This is a genomic window from Bacillus sp. A015, from assembly GCF_053851875.1.
Genome location: NZ_JBSPZB010000001.1, coordinates 33,746 through 49,830, shown reverse-complemented (window position 1 = coordinate 49,830; position 16,085 = coordinate 33,746). Strand labels below are relative to the sequence as shown.

The 16,085-nt window shown below is 40.9% G+C and carries 13 protein-coding genes; 1 reads left to right on the top strand and 12 read right to left on the bottom strand.

Going from position 1 to position 16,085, the window contains the following annotated elements; all coding sequences use genetic code 11:
* Window positions 1-14 precede the first annotated feature (14 nt).
* The 12 genes from murG to ACSLGF_RS00200 form a co-directional block, all read right to left on the bottom strand.
* Window positions 15-1,109, bottom strand: a complete 1,095-nt coding sequence (gene murG, locus ACSLGF_RS00255; RefSeq protein ID WP_456001355.1) for an undecaprenyldiphospho-muramoylpentapeptide beta-N-acetylglucosaminyltransferase — start codon at window positions 1,107-1,109, stop codon at window positions 15-17.
* A 199-nt stretch (window positions 1,110-1,308) separates the two neighbouring features.
* A complete protein-coding gene (gene spoVE, locus ACSLGF_RS00250) occupies window positions 1,309-2,409 on the bottom strand; it encodes a stage V sporulation protein E (RefSeq protein WP_003212197.1) in 1,101 nt (366 codons plus the stop codon).
* Window positions 2,410-2,468: 59 nt separating this feature from the next.
* Entirely contained in the window at window positions 2,469-3,815 is a 1,347-nt protein-coding gene (murD, locus tag ACSLGF_RS00245) for a UDP-N-acetylmuramoyl-L-alanine--D-glutamate ligase (protein WP_456001782.1), read from the bottom strand.
* Window positions 3,816-3,824: 9 nt separating this feature from the next.
* Window positions 3,825-4,799, bottom strand: a complete 975-nt coding sequence (mraY, locus tag ACSLGF_RS00240; RefSeq protein WP_456001354.1) for a phospho-N-acetylmuramoyl-pentapeptide-transferase — start codon at window positions 4,797-4,799, stop codon at window positions 3,825-3,827.
* A 136-nt stretch (window positions 4,800-4,935) separates the two neighbouring features.
* The gene (locus tag ACSLGF_RS00235; protein ID WP_456001779.1) at window positions 4,936-6,411 is read right to left on the bottom strand and encodes a UDP-N-acetylmuramoyl-L-alanyl-D-glutamate--2,6-diaminopimelate ligase; all 1,476 of its coding nucleotides are present in this window, start codon (window positions 6,409-6,411) and stop codon (window positions 4,936-4,938) included.
* A gap of 213 nt (window positions 6,412-6,624) precedes the next feature.
* The gene (locus ACSLGF_RS00230; protein ID WP_456001352.1) at window positions 6,625-8,544 is read right to left on the bottom strand and encodes a stage V sporulation protein D; all 1,920 of its coding nucleotides are present in this window, start codon (window positions 8,542-8,544) and stop codon (window positions 6,625-6,627) included.
* A gap of 126 nt (window positions 8,545-8,670) precedes the next feature.
* Entirely contained in the window at window positions 8,671-10,821 is a 2,151-nt protein-coding gene (locus tag ACSLGF_RS00225; RefSeq protein WP_456001776.1) for a penicillin-binding protein, read from the bottom strand.
* A 7-nt stretch (window positions 10,822-10,828) separates the two neighbouring features.
* On the bottom strand, window positions 10,829-11,176 hold the full coding sequence (gene ftsL, locus ACSLGF_RS00220) for a cell division protein FtsL (RefSeq protein ID WP_456001350.1): 348 nt from the start codon (window positions 11,174-11,176) through the stop codon (window positions 10,829-10,831).
* Window positions 11,177-11,212: 36 nt separating this feature from the next.
* Complete coding sequence (gene rsmH, locus ACSLGF_RS00215) at window positions 11,213-12,145, bottom strand: 16S rRNA (cytosine(1402)-N(4))-methyltransferase RsmH (protein ID WP_456001348.1); 933 nt, start codon at window positions 12,143-12,145, stop codon at window positions 11,213-11,215.
* A gap of 66 nt (window positions 12,146-12,211) precedes the next feature.
* Entirely contained in the window at window positions 12,212-12,643 is a 432-nt protein-coding gene (gene mraZ / locus ACSLGF_RS00210) for a division/cell wall cluster transcriptional repressor MraZ (RefSeq protein WP_003211163.1), read from the bottom strand.
* Window positions 12,644-12,771: 128 nt separating this feature from the next.
* On the bottom strand, window positions 12,772-14,391 hold the full coding sequence (gene bshC / locus ACSLGF_RS00205; protein ID WP_456001346.1) for a bacillithiol biosynthesis cysteine-adding enzyme BshC: 1,620 nt from the start codon (window positions 14,389-14,391) through the stop codon (window positions 12,772-12,774).
* 65 nt (window positions 14,392-14,456) lie between these two features.
* Window positions 14,457-15,356, bottom strand: a complete 900-nt coding sequence (locus tag ACSLGF_RS00200) for a 2-dehydropantoate 2-reductase (protein ID WP_456001344.1) — start codon at window positions 15,354-15,356, stop codon at window positions 14,457-14,459.
* A 210-nt stretch (window positions 15,357-15,566) separates the two neighbouring features.
* On the opposite strand from ACSLGF_RS00200, the gene ACSLGF_RS00195 reads away from it, so the two are divergent.
* Window positions 15,567-16,046, top strand: a complete 480-nt coding sequence (locus ACSLGF_RS00195) for an N-acetyltransferase (RefSeq protein ID WP_099725952.1) — start codon at window positions 15,567-15,569, stop codon at window positions 16,044-16,046.
* Window positions 16,047-16,085 lie beyond the last annotated feature (39 nt).

Here is a 16,085-nt window from a genome sequence, read left to right as displayed (position 1 = left end):
CTAATATCATTCAATCATGTAGTCGTAATTTCTTTTAACACATTATATAAACGTGTAGCCGCATCTGGTACTCCGAGTTCTTTCGTTAAACGGCTCATTTGATTTAATTTCTCTTCATTACCGGCAATTTCATCAATTGCATGCAGCAAGCGATCTCCAGAAAGCTCTGATTCTCTTAAAACGATAGCAGCATCATGCTTTTCAAGTGATCTAGCATTGATTTCCTGATGATTTGCCGTCACGTATGGGCTCGGAATGAAAATTGTTGGAATTCCAAGAGCTGTCACTTCAGCAATCGTTGTTGCTCCCGCTCTTGCCACAATCACATCAATCGATTTCAGATACTCCGGCATTTGATGCAGGAAAGGCTTTGTGATCATATTTGGTGCTGCACCTTTGTCCTTTAGTTCGTTCAGCACTTTTTCATAATGAACCTCACCAGTAATATATAAAAGCTGGTAGTTCTTTGCCTTTAATTCATCTTGCATGTCAATGACTGCTCTATTGATCGGAGCTGCACCTCTGCTCCCGCCAAAAATAAGAACCGCTTTTTTCTTTTCATCTAGACCAAACTCTTTAAGAGATTTCCCCTCTTTTATAGAGACGACTTCAGAGGCTCTTGGGTTTCCCGTAAAAACAACCTTTTCAGAAGGAAAATGTGCCTTTGCTTCTTCAAAGCAGATGGCTACCTTATTAACATATCTCGCAAGGAACTTATTTGTGATACCAGGCAGGCTGTTTTGTTCGTGAATAATGGTCGGGATTTTCAGCTTAGAAGCCGCATAAACGACAGGGCCACACACATAACCGCCTGTTCCAATGACAGCATCTGGCTTAAATTCTTTTAAATAAGATTTGCTTTTTTGAACGCCTTTTAGAAATTTCATCACCGTTTTTACATTATCAAAGGAAAGCTTTCTTTTAAAACCTGAAATCTCTATTGACTTGAAAGGGATATTTTCTCTTTCTACAATTTTCTTTTCAAGTCCATTTTCAGTACCAATATATAAAAATTCCACATCAGGATGCAGTCTTTTTACTTCTTTAATAAAAGCTAAGGCTGGATAAATATGTCCACCTGTTCCGCCTCCACTGATTGCTATACGCATTATACCATTTCCCCTCAATTTTTTTCTTGCTCTGAACAAAGTATAAACCCTGTTTTAAACAACAGGGCTCCGTTAAAACCTGTAAAGAAGAGTCAAAAATCATGTTTTCGAAACAAAAACTGTCATTTTCACTCTTCAAATCATTTTTTTGTACTTTTGCAAAATAAAAGTCGACATGGTTTCATGAACTAGCAGCACATTAATATCTAGCGTACCTGCTTACATTCAAAAGTACGCCAATTGCCATGAGCATTAGTGTCAGTGATGAGCCGCCATAACTTAGGAATGGGAGCGTGATACCTGTCACAGGGATAAGTCCAGTGACAACTGCGATATTAATCATCACTTGAATGGCAACCATTGAAATGATGCCAACTGCTAAGAAACTTCCGTATAAATCTGGTGCCCCAAGTGCTATTCGTATGCCTCTCCATAACAGAACACTAAAGAGCAATAAAATGAGTGAACCGCCTATAAAGCCGAGCTCTTCAGACAATATGGCAAAGATAAAGTCCGTTTGAGGCTCAGGTAAATAGAAGAATTTTTGTCTACTTTGACCTAGACCCATTCCGAACAGACCGCCTGGGCCAACAGCGTATAAGGATTGAATAATTTGAAACCCGCTGCCTAGTGGATCCTCCCAAGGGTTTAAATAAGACGTAATTCGTTTTATTCGATAGGGTGCTGATAAGACAAGTGCAGCAAAACCGCTTAGCCCTATAAGACCGAGAAATATAAAGTGAGCAATTCTCGCACCTGAAACAAAAATCATAATAATACAAGTTCCAACCATAACCGTTCCTGTCCCCAGGTCCGGCTGCAGCATAATGATGGCAAATGCCGAAAACACAATACCCAACGCTGGCGCGAAACCTTTACGGAAGGACGTGATATTTTTTTGCTTTTCAGATAAGAATTTTGCGAGAAACGCAATCATCGCAAGCTTCATGAATTCAGAGGGCTGAATACTAAACGCACCGACACCGATCCAGCTTCTTGATCCATTTCTCTCCATACCGATACCAGGAATCAGTACAAGCAGCAAGAGGAGAAAACAAACAGCAATCAATATCTTTGACCAAGTCCGCCACGTCCAATAATCGACTCGCATAATGAAAAACATCGCGATAACTCCGATTCCAGCAAACAAAAGCTGTCTTTTTGCAAAATAAAACGAATCATCAAATTTATACGATGCCCACACAGCACTTGCGCTGTACACCATAATTAAACCAATCGTCAATAAAAGTAACGTAATGACAACAAGCAAAAAATCCGGAGAAGTTTTCTTATTCGTCAAGAGACCGACACCCCAAGCATAATTTCATTTGGGCTGTCAGTCATATGAGAGACAAGCCCTTATTTAAGCATATGCACGGCGTTTACAAACATGTCTCCACGTTCTTCAAATGTTTTATGTTGATCCCAGCTTGCACAAGCCGGAGATAATAAAATCACGTCTTCTTCTTCAGATATGCTAAACGCCGCAGGTACTGCTTGTTCAACATTATCGACATGTTTTACGTGATGTATTCCCAGCTCTTCACCAAGCTTCACAAACTTAGGTGCAGTCTCACCAAATGTGATAATTCCTTTCACATTTTTCATGAAAGGTTTCAATTCATCAAATTCATTGCCCCGATCTAGTCCGCCTGCTAGTAAAATGGTCGGATGTTCGAAGGCTGACAAAGCTTTACTTGTTGCCAGTATATTGGTCGCTTTGCTATCGTTATAAAATTTTCTACTTTGAATCGTATCCACAAACTGCAAACGATGCTTCACTCCACTGAATGTTGTGAGTACGTGTGTGATCGCTTCATTTGAACAGCCTGCATTTTTCACAACACAAATGGCTGCTAGAATATTTTCTTGGTTATGCTCACCAGGAAGAACAACATCCTTTAGATCAATGACACGTTCATTCATATAGTAGATAGCGCCATTTTTAATAAAGGCTCCATGCTCTACTGGCTCTTTCACGGAGAAAAACACCTTTTTCGCTTTTGATCCTTCTGCTAGCTTAACGACAGATGGATCATCTAGGTTGATCACGGCTATGTCATTTTCATGTTGATGTGCGTATACTTTCTGTTTTGCTTTTTCGTATTCTTCACGAGTGTGGTGATAGTCTAAATGTGCGTCAAAAATATTTAAAATTAAGCTGATTTTGGGCCTGAATTCAACTGTTCCCATTAACTGAAAAGAAGAGAGCTCAGTTACAATCCATTCATCGCCAGCTGCATTTGCAGCGACTTCGCTGGCAACTGTTCCAATATTACCTGCCACTAAAGTTTTTTGACTGTCTTTTTTCAGCATTTCATAAATCAATGTAGTGGTAGTGGTTTTCCCATTCGATCCGGTAATCCCAATAAAAGGAGATGAGGTCAAATGATAAGCTAATTCTATTTCAGTCCAAACTGGAATTTGGCGTCGAAGCGCCTCTTGAACCATCACATTCTCATATGGAATTCCAGGGTTTTTAATTAAAATCGTAATTTCTTTATCATCGAACATACGAAGAGGATGACTGCCACAAATGACATCAATCCCCTTTTCAGAAAGTAGCTGAGCCGGCTCATTTTCTTCAAACGGTTTTTGATCATTTACTGTCACGTTTACTCCGTGTTCGAGAAGAATTGAGGCGGCCGCATATCCGCTTTTTGCAAGACCTAATACTAGTACATGTTCGTTTTTTAACATTTGCATCTTATTCAATTATAACCACACCTCGATGTAAATTCCTAAAACAGCAAGTAATAAACCAGCTGTCCAGAAGGTGACAACCACTCTCCACTCAGACCAGCCAACTAACTCATAGTGGTGGTGAAGCGGGCTCATTTTAAAGATTCTTTTTCCAGTTGTTTTAAAGGAGATGACTTGAAGGATAACCGATAACGTTTCAACAACAAATACTCCTCCAATAATCACGAGTAAAATTTCAAGCTTCGTTAAAATTGCAATCGCTACAATGGCTCCGCCTAAAGCTAGTGACCCTGTATCACCCATAAATACTTTTGCAGGGTGCGCATTAAACACAAGGAAACCAAGGACGGCTCCAGCAACAGCTACTGAAAAGATGGCCACATCATACTGAGATTGATTCCAAGCAAGTATGGCAAAAGCTCCGAAAGCAATGGCAGCTGTTCCAGATAATAAACCATCAAGTCCATCTGTTAAGTTCACCGCATTAGAACCACCGACAAGCATGAAAATGACGAGGATAAAGTAAGCCCATCCTAAATCAAAGCTGACATCCGTTCCTGGAATGCGAATCGTCGTTGCAAACTGATAATAATGGAAGACTGCATAAAAAATCACTGCGATCACAATTTGACCGATCAATTTCTGTTTCGATGTTAATCCAAGATTTCGTTTCATCGCTACTTTAATATAATCATCTAAAAATCCTAATAAACCGTAGCCAAGTGTGACAAATAACAGTAAAAACATTTCTGGACTAATCTCAGAGAATTTGTTGATCATCACAATTGTTGTAATTGTGATAGAAAAGATCATCATAATGCCGCCCATTGTCGGAGTACCTGATTTCTTTTGGTGAGACTGCGGGCCTTCTTCTCTAATACTCTGACCAAATTTAAGTCTTCTTAAAAACGGAATAAAAATCGGGGATAAAAGAACACTGATTAAAAATCCCATTATGATTGTAAACAATATCACCTGTTCAAGCATCGTTCTTTACTCCTTCCGAATTTCCAAAGCCGTTTTCCATCAGAAAATAGCATTCATTATTATGATATTCATTCAAGTCTTTCATATGTTGTTTTTGTACAAAATGCTTCATTTCATTACACTCTTTTCATCATTTTTAAGATTTGTTTAGATCTAAAATAGCGTCCACTGCAATCTTTGCATCATCAAAGTCGTAGACTTGATCGCCAATGATTTGGTACGTCTCGTGGCCTTTTCCCGCTATTAAGACGGTATCGCCTTTTTTCGCATTGGCAATCGCAAAAAAGATGGCTTGTTTGCGATTCACAAAGCTATGATAATATGCCTTAGGCACACCATTTTCCATATCTTTTAAAATAGCTGATGGATCTTCACTTCTTGGGTTGTCTGATGTAAAAACAGGCTCATCTGCATATTTCACAGCGATTTGGGCCATTTGAGGACGCTTTGTTTTATCACGGTCTCCGCCGCAGCCTATCACACAGAAAATTTTGCCCTCAGTTAATTCTCTACACGTTGTGAGGACATTTTCTAAGCTGTCAGGTGTATGCGCGTAATCAATGATGACAGGGAAGTCCTGATCACAGTTCACAAGTTCAAATCTTCCTTTGACTCCCTCGAGCTCTTCCATTGCACTGACGATCGTATCAAACGATAAGCCGGATACGATCCCTACTGATACAGCAGCCAGGATGTTATACACATTGAACTTTCCGATGAGGGCCACCGTCACATTTTTTGTGCCGATTGGAGTGATCAAATCAAATTGAGTTCCCTTAGGCTTGATTTGAATATTCTTTGCCATTACATCTGCTTTTTGCTCTAAGCCATACGTCATGATTTCAGCAGCTGTGACTTTTTCAAAATAACTAGAAGCTTCATCATCTGCATTTAAAATCGCGTGCTTCGGCTTATCGTGATGAAAGGCACTTCCAAGCTGGGAGAATAGCAAGCTTTTCGCGTGTTTATATTCTTCCATTGTGTTGTGGTAGTCAAGGTGATCTTGCGTAAGATTTGTGAAAACGGCCATATCATAATCACATCCATGAACCCGGCCAAGATGCAATGCATGTGATGATACTTCCATAATTGCCGTGTCTACATCTTGATCAAGCATCTGTTTAAAGGTTTTTTGAAGTGTGACACTCTCAGGTGTTGTGTTTTTCACGTCGAGAATTTCATCATTCACCTTCATATACATCGTACCGATTAAGCCTGTTTTCTTCTCGGCTTTTCTCATCATTTGTTCGATCATGTGTGTTGTTGATGTTTTTCCGTTTGTTCCTGTGATACCGATAAGATTTAGCTTATGGGTTGGCTGCCTGTAAAACGCATCAGCGATTCTTGCAAGTGCTCTTTGAGAGTGTTTCACAATAATGACTGGTACATCTGTTATGTTAAGAGGGTGTTCTGCTACAATCGCTGCAGCCCCGCTTTTCACCGCTTTTTCAGCGTAATCATGTCCATCTACTGTATAGCCTTTTATGCAGACAAAAAGGCTCCCTTTTCTCACCTCTCTTGAATCCATTTCAATGGAAGTGATATCGGGATTTTCGTTTATCAATTCGTTGTTTTCACTTTTAAAGTATGTAAGGAGTTCTTGTAATTTCATTATCATATCAAACCTCTCAAATTCGTTCACGTGCATGTCTTGTGAAAAAAACACACAGTCTATATTTTATCGTAAAAAAAAGGATACATCCAGCGTATTCCTTAAGTTTCTCTTGGAAAAAAACACACTTTGCGCTCTTTTTTTAAAACTGCCCTTCTCTTTCAACAAAAAGAGGCAGCCGAATGAGTGCGGCTACCCTCTGTTCATTCTTTATTATTCATCGTTTAAGTATAATCTGATCGTTGAGCCCTCTTTCACTTTTGTCCCAGCAGCAGGAGACTGCTTCACCACTTTACTGCCAGTGCCTGAGGCATCGATCTTCAGGTTAATGAGGAGTGATTCAAGGTCAGAAACAGATCCCCCTACAAGATTCGGTACCTCAATGGTTTTTGTGTCCAGCCACTGGTACTTCTTTTCAATTTGTCCTTTTCTTTTTTTCACACCCATCTCAGGCAGGCTGTCTCGCATAATATGACCAACAATTGGTGCCGCTACTGTACCACCAAATTGAATGGTGCCTTTTGGGTTATCAACGGCTACATATACAACGATGCTTGGGTCATCAGCAGGCGCAAATCCGATAAACGACACAATATGGTTATTTTCCATGTATTTTCCGTCCTTTACCTTCTGTGCTGTTCCGGTTTTTCCGCCAACCCGATACCCTTCAACAAATGCATTTCGGCCAGTTCCTTGAGCGACTACGCTTTCAAGTGCATATCTGATTTCTTTTGATGTTTCAGCTGAAATCACTTTCTTCTTGGCAATCGGTGATTGCTTTTTCACGACCTCTTTTGTGACCGGATCTATCCATTCTTTCGCAATATAGGGCGTGTAAAGCGTCCCGCCATTTACCGCGGCAGCCACTGCGGCTACTTGTTGAATCGGCGTAACGGAGACACCTTGACCAAAGGCAGTTGTTGCCTGCTCTACTGGACCTACTCGATCAAGCGGGAACAAAATTCCTCTCCCTTCCCCTTGAAGATCGATTCCTGTTTTCTGGCCAAAACCGAAATTTTTAATATAGGAAAATAATTGATCTTTTCCAAGACGGTCGCCTAGCTCTACAAAGCCTGGGTTACAGGAGTTTTGCACCACTTCTAAAAATGACTGTGATCCATGCCCGCCTTTTTTCCAGCATCTGAGCCTTGCTCCATCGACCGTCACAGATCCGCTGTCAAAAAATTGATCTCGCTTTAAATTCACTTTCTTTTCTTCTAATGCTGCTGCAAGTGTAATAATTTTAAACGTCGATCCCGGCTCATATGTGCTCCACACCGGTAAATTTCGGTTAAATACTTTTGGATCAACTGATTGATAGTCAGCTGGATCAAAGTCTGGTCTGCTTGACATCCCAAGCACTTCACCATTTTTTGGGTTCATGGCAATGGCGATCATGCCATCTGGATTATATTTTGTCTGCGCATTGTCTAATTCTCGTTCAATGATGGTTTGTACTTTCGAATCGACCGTTAATTTCATATCAAGACCATCTTTAGGCGGTGTATAATCATCTGCTTCATCTGGCATTTTCTGTCCTTTTGCATCGGAATAGAATTTCACAGAGCCTTTTTCACCTTTTAGGTCATCATCATAGTAGGCTTCCAGCCCAAGTAAACCTTGATTATCAATTCCAGCAAAGCCCAGTACATGGGACAGGAAACTGCCAAACGGATAATGTCTGATGCTGTCTTCTGCTACATAAACTCCATCTAAATCAAGCTCTCTTACTTCTTTTGCTTTTTCATGAGATACTTTTCTGCCCTCAGGAGAAATTCGCTCAATTGATGTTTTCTTCGTGACGTGCTTGTACGCTTTCTCCTCAGACATATTCAGCACTGCCGCGAGTTTCTTGCTTGTTTCTGCGGGATCTTTAATTTGCCGCGGGACGACCAAAATGGATGGAGCACTTTTGTTCGTCGCCAGCTCTACCCCATTCCGGTCCAGAATATCTCCCCGTTCCGGTTCGAACGGGAGGTTACGGCTCCATGAATCTTTTGCTAAGCTTGTCAGCTTTTCGCCCATAATAAACTGCACATATCCTAATCTAGTATCTATGATGAAAAAAATGACCACTCCAAACAGCAGCACGAAAAGCAATCGTTTTCTCACTGTTACACTTGACACTCGCACGCCTGGTTCACTCCTTACATATGGCTTGTTTCCATCATATGCAGGCCCGTCCTTTTGTAGAACGGTCTAGTCCATCCCTTTAAAATAAAAGAAAAAACCTAGCAAATGGTTTGCTAGGTTTTAAAGTTAATTCGGACTTTTAAATGTCACAGTGACGACTTTATCTGAAATCTCTGCTCCACTTTTGACGCTTTGTTTGACAGCATATCCTTGTCCATTTGTTTCAATGTGCACACCGGAAATGGATGCATATTGAAGTACTTCCCTTCTGGACCAGCCTGTCATATCAGGCATCTTAATGGTTTTTCCTGCTGTTTTCAAGAAGACTTTCTGGCTTTCAGTGAATTCAGAGCCCGCACTCGGCCACTGGCGTTTAATGGATAGACCGTCGCCGATGACAACAGGTGTTACGTTTTTGTTTTTGGCTTCCGTTTCTGCCTGCTTCACTTCTAAATCAAGGAATGAAGGCATTGTTTCTTGTTTCACCTTTTGTTCGCCTGATTTTTTATCGTCTGTTTTTGTTGGTGCGATATTTAAATATAGCAGACTATTTTTCATGACAGGGTTAAAGATTTGTGAAACTGGGGCAGAGCCTGTTTCTGTTTCAGACAACTGCGGCTGCTGTACTGCCACATAAACGAGCAGCTTCGGATCATCTTTTGGCGCCATCCCCATAAATGAAAAGACGTAATCGTTTCTTCCCTGGAGGTAACCGCCGGCACCGCCAATTTGTCCTGTCCCTGTTTTCCCAGCGACGTCAAAGCCTTTGATTTGATAAGGCTGACCTGTACCAATTTTCGAGGAAACAACCTCACCTAAAATATCACGGACTTGCTTCGCTGTATCAGATGAAATCGGCTTTCCAGCTACTGTTGGTTCGTGCTGCAAAATCGTTTTGTTTGTGTTCGGGTCTGTAATATGGTCAATGACATATGGCTTCATCATCGTTCCGCCGTTTGCAATCGCTGTCGCTGCCTCGATTTGTTGAATTGGTGTAATGGCAGACGCTTGACCATAAGCCGTCGATGCTTTGTCATATTCGTATCTGAAATTGATTTTACTAGACGCTTCGTTCGGCACGTCTATTCCCGTTTTGTCATAGAAATGGAATTTTTGCAAATATTGTTCGTATCGCGTGAAGCCTAGCTTTTCCTTTGCCAGCTTTGCAAAGGCCACATTTGAAGAACGGAGAACACCCTCATGAAAATCAATTTTCCCCCAGCCATTTCCGTTGTTATGGTCTCTTACAAGGCCGCCGCCTACTTTATAAGTTCCAGATTGATACTTGGCACTGCCTTGATATACCCCTTCTTGGATCGCTGCAGCGAGTGTAAAGATCTTCATCGTTGAACCAGGTTCAAACGCATATGAAATGACATCATTGTTATAGTTCGTAATGTCGAGTTCATTTAAATTAAAGCTTGGGCGCTGTCCCATCGCAAGAACTTTTCCTGTTTTCGGATCAACGACTGTCGCAATGATTTTCTTTGGCTTATATTTTTTGGCGACCTGCGTCATACTTTCTTCAAGAAACGCCTGAATTTTTTGATCAATGGTCAGCGTGACATTTTTCCCATCCTTCGGGGCGACAATGTCTTCTTTACTATTCGGAAGAGCCCACCCGCTTCTGTCACTATTATACGTCACATAGCCATCTTTTTCTTTTAAGAATTTATTTAGCGCCTTCTCAAGCCCCATTGCACCTGACATGTCCTTGGTTGCCTCATCTAATCTTGCATAACCAATTAAATTAGAAGCAAACATGCCGTTTGGATAATACCGCTTCGTGTCTTTTTCAAATGCGATCCCAGGAAGCTTTAGCTTTTCAATTTTTTCCTTTGTTGAAAAACTAATATCCCTCCCAGCTTTACCAAACTCGACTTGGAACGCACCCTTTGTATTCAAACGCTTTAAAATTTCGCTTTCGCTCATATCAATGACTTTTGACAGCTCTTTAGCCGTCTTTTCTTTGTCGACGACATGCATCGGATGCTTTGGATCGACCGTCATTTTCTTGCTCATAATGGCAATGAGTTTATACACAGAGGTATCCTCTGCAATCACATTTCCATTTCGGTCTAAAATTGATCCTCTTTTGGCTTCAAGTGTTTTCTTCGATTGATATTGCTCATTTGCCTTGGCGGCTAGAACTTGTCCATCAACCGTTCCTGTAATCTGAATATAAATAAAACGTGCCAGGATGATAAAGAAAAACAGGGCGAAGCAAATACTCGCAATTGCCGCGCCTCTGTTCATCATTTTATTCTTTTTAGGCATCGCCATGTTAATCGACCTTCTTAACATCTTTCGATATGCTTAAGCCTGCTTTTTTAGCGGCATCGATGATTCTCTCTGGTTCACTCAGCAAGTCTTTTTCCTTTTGCAGCTCAGTGATCTTTTTCGATTCTAAAGATACTTGCTGTTCTAATTTCTGCACTTCGATATTTGCGTGATACACAGCAAAGGCTTTAGAAACGATGAGAATGGAGCTGCACATAAGAGCCATGACAAACATGACAAGTAAGATTTTTTCACCAAGTGTAATAGAACCTCTTCTTCTAATGACAACCGATTGGCCTTGCTGCTCTGTTTGATGTTGCTTTACTTCTCTTTGGTAAGCCAAATTACTCATAAGAAACCTCCTTTTTCTCATCATCTATGGTGTCGTTTACTTTTTTTCTGCAATTCGGAGCTTCGCTGAACGGGCACGGTTGTTATGTTCCAGCTCTTGTTCTGATGCGACGATCGGTTTTCTCGTGATCAGCTTCAGTTTTGGTTCAAGTCCTTCTGGAATCACTGGTAATCCGTGCGGAAGTTCTGGAAGAGAAGACATCTCTTTAAATGTACTTTTACAAATCCGATCTTCAAGTGAATGGAATGTAATGACAGAAATTCTCCCCTTCGGATTGAGTAACTCTATTGCTTGTTCTAGTGCTTCTTCAAATACTTTCAATTCGTCATTTACAGCAATTCGGATCGCTTGAAACACTCTTTTCGCTGGATGTCCGCCAGTTCGTCTTGCAGGTGCGGGAATTCCTTCTTTGATAATGTCTACAAGTTGACCCGTTGTTTCAATTGGCGCTTTTTTTCTAGCTTCTTCAATTTTGCGTGCGATTTGCTTGCTGAATTTCTCTTCCCCATATTTGTAGAAAATCCGAACTAGATCTTCAAATGGCCATTCATTCACCACTTGTTTTGCCGACAATACGGCTGATTGATCCATTCGCATGTCAAGAGGTGCATCATGATGATAACTAAAGCCTCTCTCTGGTGTGTCGAGCTGAGGAGACGACACACCAAGGTCAAAGATCACACCGTCTACGCTTGTAATGCCTTGTTCATTCAGACGTTCTTTTAAATATCGGAAGTTGCTTTTTATGAAAAGAATGTTCGCTTTTGAATCTGCGAGCTTCTCTCGTGCATGATCCAGTGCAGCATCGTCTTGGTCAAATCCAATCAATGTACCTTTTTCTGATAATTGAGATAGTAAATATGAGCTATGACCTGCGCCGCCTAGCGTGCAGTCCACATATGTACCGTCTTCTTTGACGTTTAAACCGTCAACTGTTTCTTTTAATAATACTGTCTCATGTTGAAACATGATGTTATGGTCCCACCTTTTTCAAATAGAAATGAATGTGTAGAAAGCTTGCTGCACAAGGGATTATTATATATCAAATCCAATCATGTTTTCAGCAATTTCAGCAAAAGAATCTTCTTGCTCTTCTGTATATTGTTCCCAGATCGACTTACTCCACAACTCAATTCGATTTGAAACGCCGATGACGACACATTCTTTTTCGAGTTTTGCATATTGGAGTAGGTTTGATGCGATGTTAATGCGCCCCTGCTTGTCCAGATCGCATTCGACTGCGCCAGAAAAGAAGAACCGGGTAAACGCACGTGCATCTTTTTTCGTTAGCGGAAGTGCTTTGAGTTTCTCTTCGATTAGTTTCCACTCACTCATAGGGTAGCCAAATAAACATTGATCAAGCCCTCTCGTCAGCACAAACTGTTCTCCGAGACCGTCTCTAAATTTAGCAGGGATGATCATGCGCCCTTTTGTATCAATCGTATGTTGGTATTCACCCATGAACATGATAATCAGAGCCCCACTTTCTCACCCTTACTCTCCACTATCCACCACTTCTCTCCACAAAACTTATTTTACACTGTTTCTACATAAAAAAAAACCCTGAACTAGTCAGGGTTCATTAAAACTTTATTTCAAAGTTTGACAATTTGTTGCTTGTTTTGAAATGAAAATGGCATATTTTTGAATGTTTTGAAGAATTCTGGACCATATTTGTTTAAAAAATACATGATATTCCAAATTCTTTCTTGCGCGGCATCAAGTGGTTTTAAACTATTTTCAATCCGTTCAAAGTCGCGAAGGATATATCCTTCCTTCTCTTCCACACGCTGAGCCACCTTTTGATAAACAAATTGAAGTTGGTCTTCAATAAATTTGGCATTTTTATCTAGAAGCTGCTCAAAGCTCGGTTCAATCTCCAGCGCTTCTTGTCTCATCGCACCATGAACATTTGCTAATTCACGTTTGGCATGTTGAACCGCTTGAACGAAACTGTCTGGAAGGCTTTGCTGAAAGTGCGCATCTTTCTTTTCTTTTACTCCGTTTGTCAGCACTTCTTCTACCGACAGTTCTCTGACCGGCAGCTTCTTGTCAATATGCCTTTCAAGAATGGTGACGTGCAGTCTTGGAAGAACAGGTGACATCTTTAATTCAAAGTGTTCAAAAATTCCTTTCAGTTCTCCCCAATAGTTGACTTCACCGTGTCCTGCCATAAAAGCAAGTGTTGGGAGAAGGGTCTCTTGCATCAAGGGGCGCGTCACCACATTGTTGCTAAACCTTTCTGGGTGCTCCTCGACTTCCTGCAAAAGCTCTTCCTTTGTCCACGTAAGCCCCACTTCTGATACAGAAAACTGATGCTGCTCTTTTTCAATGAGGAAACGCTCCTCATCATATTCGTAAAACAGGTTTGCCTGGTGGTCACCAGCTTCAATGATCGGCTGATATCCCGCTCGCTTCATGGCAGCCTGCGTTTCATCCAGGCGAGCTGTGATCGTATCATTTGTCTCGACAATGTGCTTAAATAACGTACGCTCAAGTGGTTTGACACCTAAGTCTCCTGAATTAAATAGCAGAAGCCCATCTTCTTTAAAGAGATCGCACACAATCCATTCAAAGAAATCAGTAAACGTTTGTGATTTGCGTAAACATCGAAGAAGCTGATCAAGCAAATCATTTGTGTAAGCAGATTCTTCATAGGTTGAAAACACATCACGAAGCCATTTCTCTGTTTTCTCCTGATGCAGCGGTGTTCTTTTCGCAGCAGCTTTTTTGATACTATGTAATGGCAGCTTTTGTTTGACTGGACCTTTTTCGCCAGACGTGTACACAAAATTAATTTCATCTACGTCATGATCCTCACCAGCTACCCAAAAGACTGGAATCACAGGAACGCCAAGCTCTGATTCTTTTTCTTTTGCAAACTGAATAATGGATATGATTTTATGTATAGTATAAAGCGGACCTGTTAACAGGCCTGCCTGCTGCCCTCCAATCACCATGACACTCCGTTCATCACGGATCTTCTCAATGTTCTGACGCATCGCTGCTGATTCAAACTTTGCGTGATATGCGCTCATATAATCCGCTAAAGCCTCGCGCGGGAAGCTCCTTTCCATGAGATCGTCGTATCTCTTTTTCCATGTGTGCTCAGAATGTATATCATAATCAAAAAAAGCAGTCATGTCTTTTTTTTCTTCTATATAATCACGTATGAATAAATTCTGACTTCGGATGGAAAGTTCAGTCAATTGCATGTTTAGAACTTCCTTTCTTCAATAAATAGTTAGTTTCCCGAAAAAAGTATAGCACGTAAATGAGCTCACTCAAAAGATTTTGTTTGCTTTTTTTCCAATACTTCCAAGCTTCTATTGAAGAAAGCAAGATATGGCGTCAGAATCTCTTGAGCCTGAGCCTGTTTTAAAAGATAGCCAACGATGGCTTTTCTTTCGGTTTGGCGGCCTTTTACGATATCTTGTAGCATCGACGATTGATTAGCGGCCGTTTTATCACAAATAGAGACCACATGGGACCAGAGCCGCTCCTTTTCAGACAAGCCCAAAATGGAAACAGCTTCTTCAAATGCACATTTCATCATGTACTCATATGAGGAATTTGCGATCAACTCCCCATTTTTCACATGTAATAAAGCCGTCAGCGGATTAATACAGACATTGACAAGCAGTTTTTCCTCCAGCACCATTTTCCATTCATCTGTATAGACCATCTGAAAATGGGCTGATGCCTCATTCAATTCATTCTTCACATCTGCCGCTTCCTCATGATGAAATGCCCCCCACTTTATGACACCAATACCTGTATGGGCGACTGCATGATCTGACACCTTCATTGCGCCATGCTCTACCACACCTATATATAATTCATGTGCCGTTTTCCAGTTCTCTAAGTCTAATAGGTGGGCCATTCCGTTCTGCAAAAATAAGATCCGCTGACGAGGTAATGTCGATAGTTCGTCCAGTACATCTTGCAAATGATGATATTTCACTGTCACAATGAGTAGATCAAATACCCCTTTTACCCCTGTCTGTGCATGGGCAACTGTCCGAAACGTTTCTCCTCTCACCATTCGTTCAATTCCTGACGCTCGAATCTCTTCTGCCTGTTCGTTTCTTCTTGTGAATACGGTAATGTCATGATGCTGTGATAAATAACTGGCACAAAGCAGACCAATCGCACCTCCGCCAATGATTCCAATTTTCAACTGCCGCACTTCCCTTTTTCTGTTTACTTCATCATATCCACTATTTTAACAGTTTCATGTCATGATGCAAAAAGCAGATGACGCGCTATGATTGAATTTTTTTAATTTAAAAACTATAATAATAAGTGTAAAAACTTTTTTAGGCGGATGGGATGAAAACGCCTTCAAAGACATCACTGTCGACATTATGTGTGTAAGGGGGAAGATCACATGACACAAGTAAAACGTCTTCTAATTAATTACAAAACATTAGAGGAATTTAAACAATTTAAGGAATACGGCATACAAGAACTTTCAATGCTTGAAGACCTTGAAAGCAATATGATTGAAAATGACAGCAACTCTCCATTTTACGGGATTTATTTTGGAGATAAGCTTGTGGCACGTATGAGCCTATATCAAGTGGATGGCTCGACGACTACGTATTTTGACCACAACCATGATTATTTAGAGCTGTGGAAGCTAGAAGTGCTTCCTGGGTATCAGCGAAAAGGGTACGGCGAAGCACTTGTCGAATTCGCCAAATCTTTCGGATTGCCGATTCGAACGAATCCACGCGTCAAATCTGCTGGTTTTTGGGATAAAATGGGCTTTGAAGCGGTGAAATATGATATGGAACGCGATAAAGGTGAAAATCCACTCATTTGGGAGCCCGCACATATCAAAAAGAATACAGGTGAATCAGCTTAATGGTTGATAACAAAACGCCCCTCCTTTCATCTGTGAGGG

Bases quoted from the DNA above. Each gene is read 5' to 3' on its own strand.
- mraZ (WP_003211163.1), bottom strand. From the start codon at position 12,643: ATGTTCATGGGTGAATACCAACATACGATTGATACAAAAGGGCGCATG.
- murG (WP_456001355.1), bottom strand. From the start codon at position 1,109: ATGCGTATAGCAATCAGTGGAGGCGGAACAGGTGGACATATTTATCCA.
- mraY (WP_456001354.1), bottom strand. From the start codon at position 4,799: ATGCTTGAACAGGTGATATTGTTTACAATCATAATGGGATTTTTAATC.
- ACSLGF_RS00195 (WP_099725952.1), top strand. From the start codon at position 15,567: ATGACACAAGTAAAACGTCTTCTAATTAATTACAAAACATTAGAGGAA.
- rsmH (WP_456001348.1), bottom strand. From the start codon at position 12,145: ATGTTTCAACATGAGACAGTATTATTAAAAGAAACAGTTGACGGTTTA.
- ACSLGF_RS00225 (WP_456001776.1), bottom strand. From the start codon at position 10,821: ATGCCTAAAAAGAATAAAATGATGAACAGAGGCGCGGCAATTGCGAGT.
- murD (WP_456001782.1), bottom strand. From the start codon at position 3,815: ATGCAAATGTTAAAAAACGAACATGTACTAGTATTAGGTCTTGCAAAA.
- ACSLGF_RS00235 (WP_456001779.1), bottom strand. From the start codon at position 6,411: ATGAAATTACAAGAACTCCTTACATACTTTAAAAGTGAAAACAACGAA.
- bshC (WP_456001346.1), bottom strand. From the start codon at position 14,391: ATGCAATTGACTGAACTTTCCATCCGAAGTCAGAATTTATTCATACGT.
- ftsL (WP_456001350.1), bottom strand. From the start codon at position 11,176: ATGAGTAATTTGGCTTACCAAAGAGAAGTAAAGCAACATCAAACAGAG.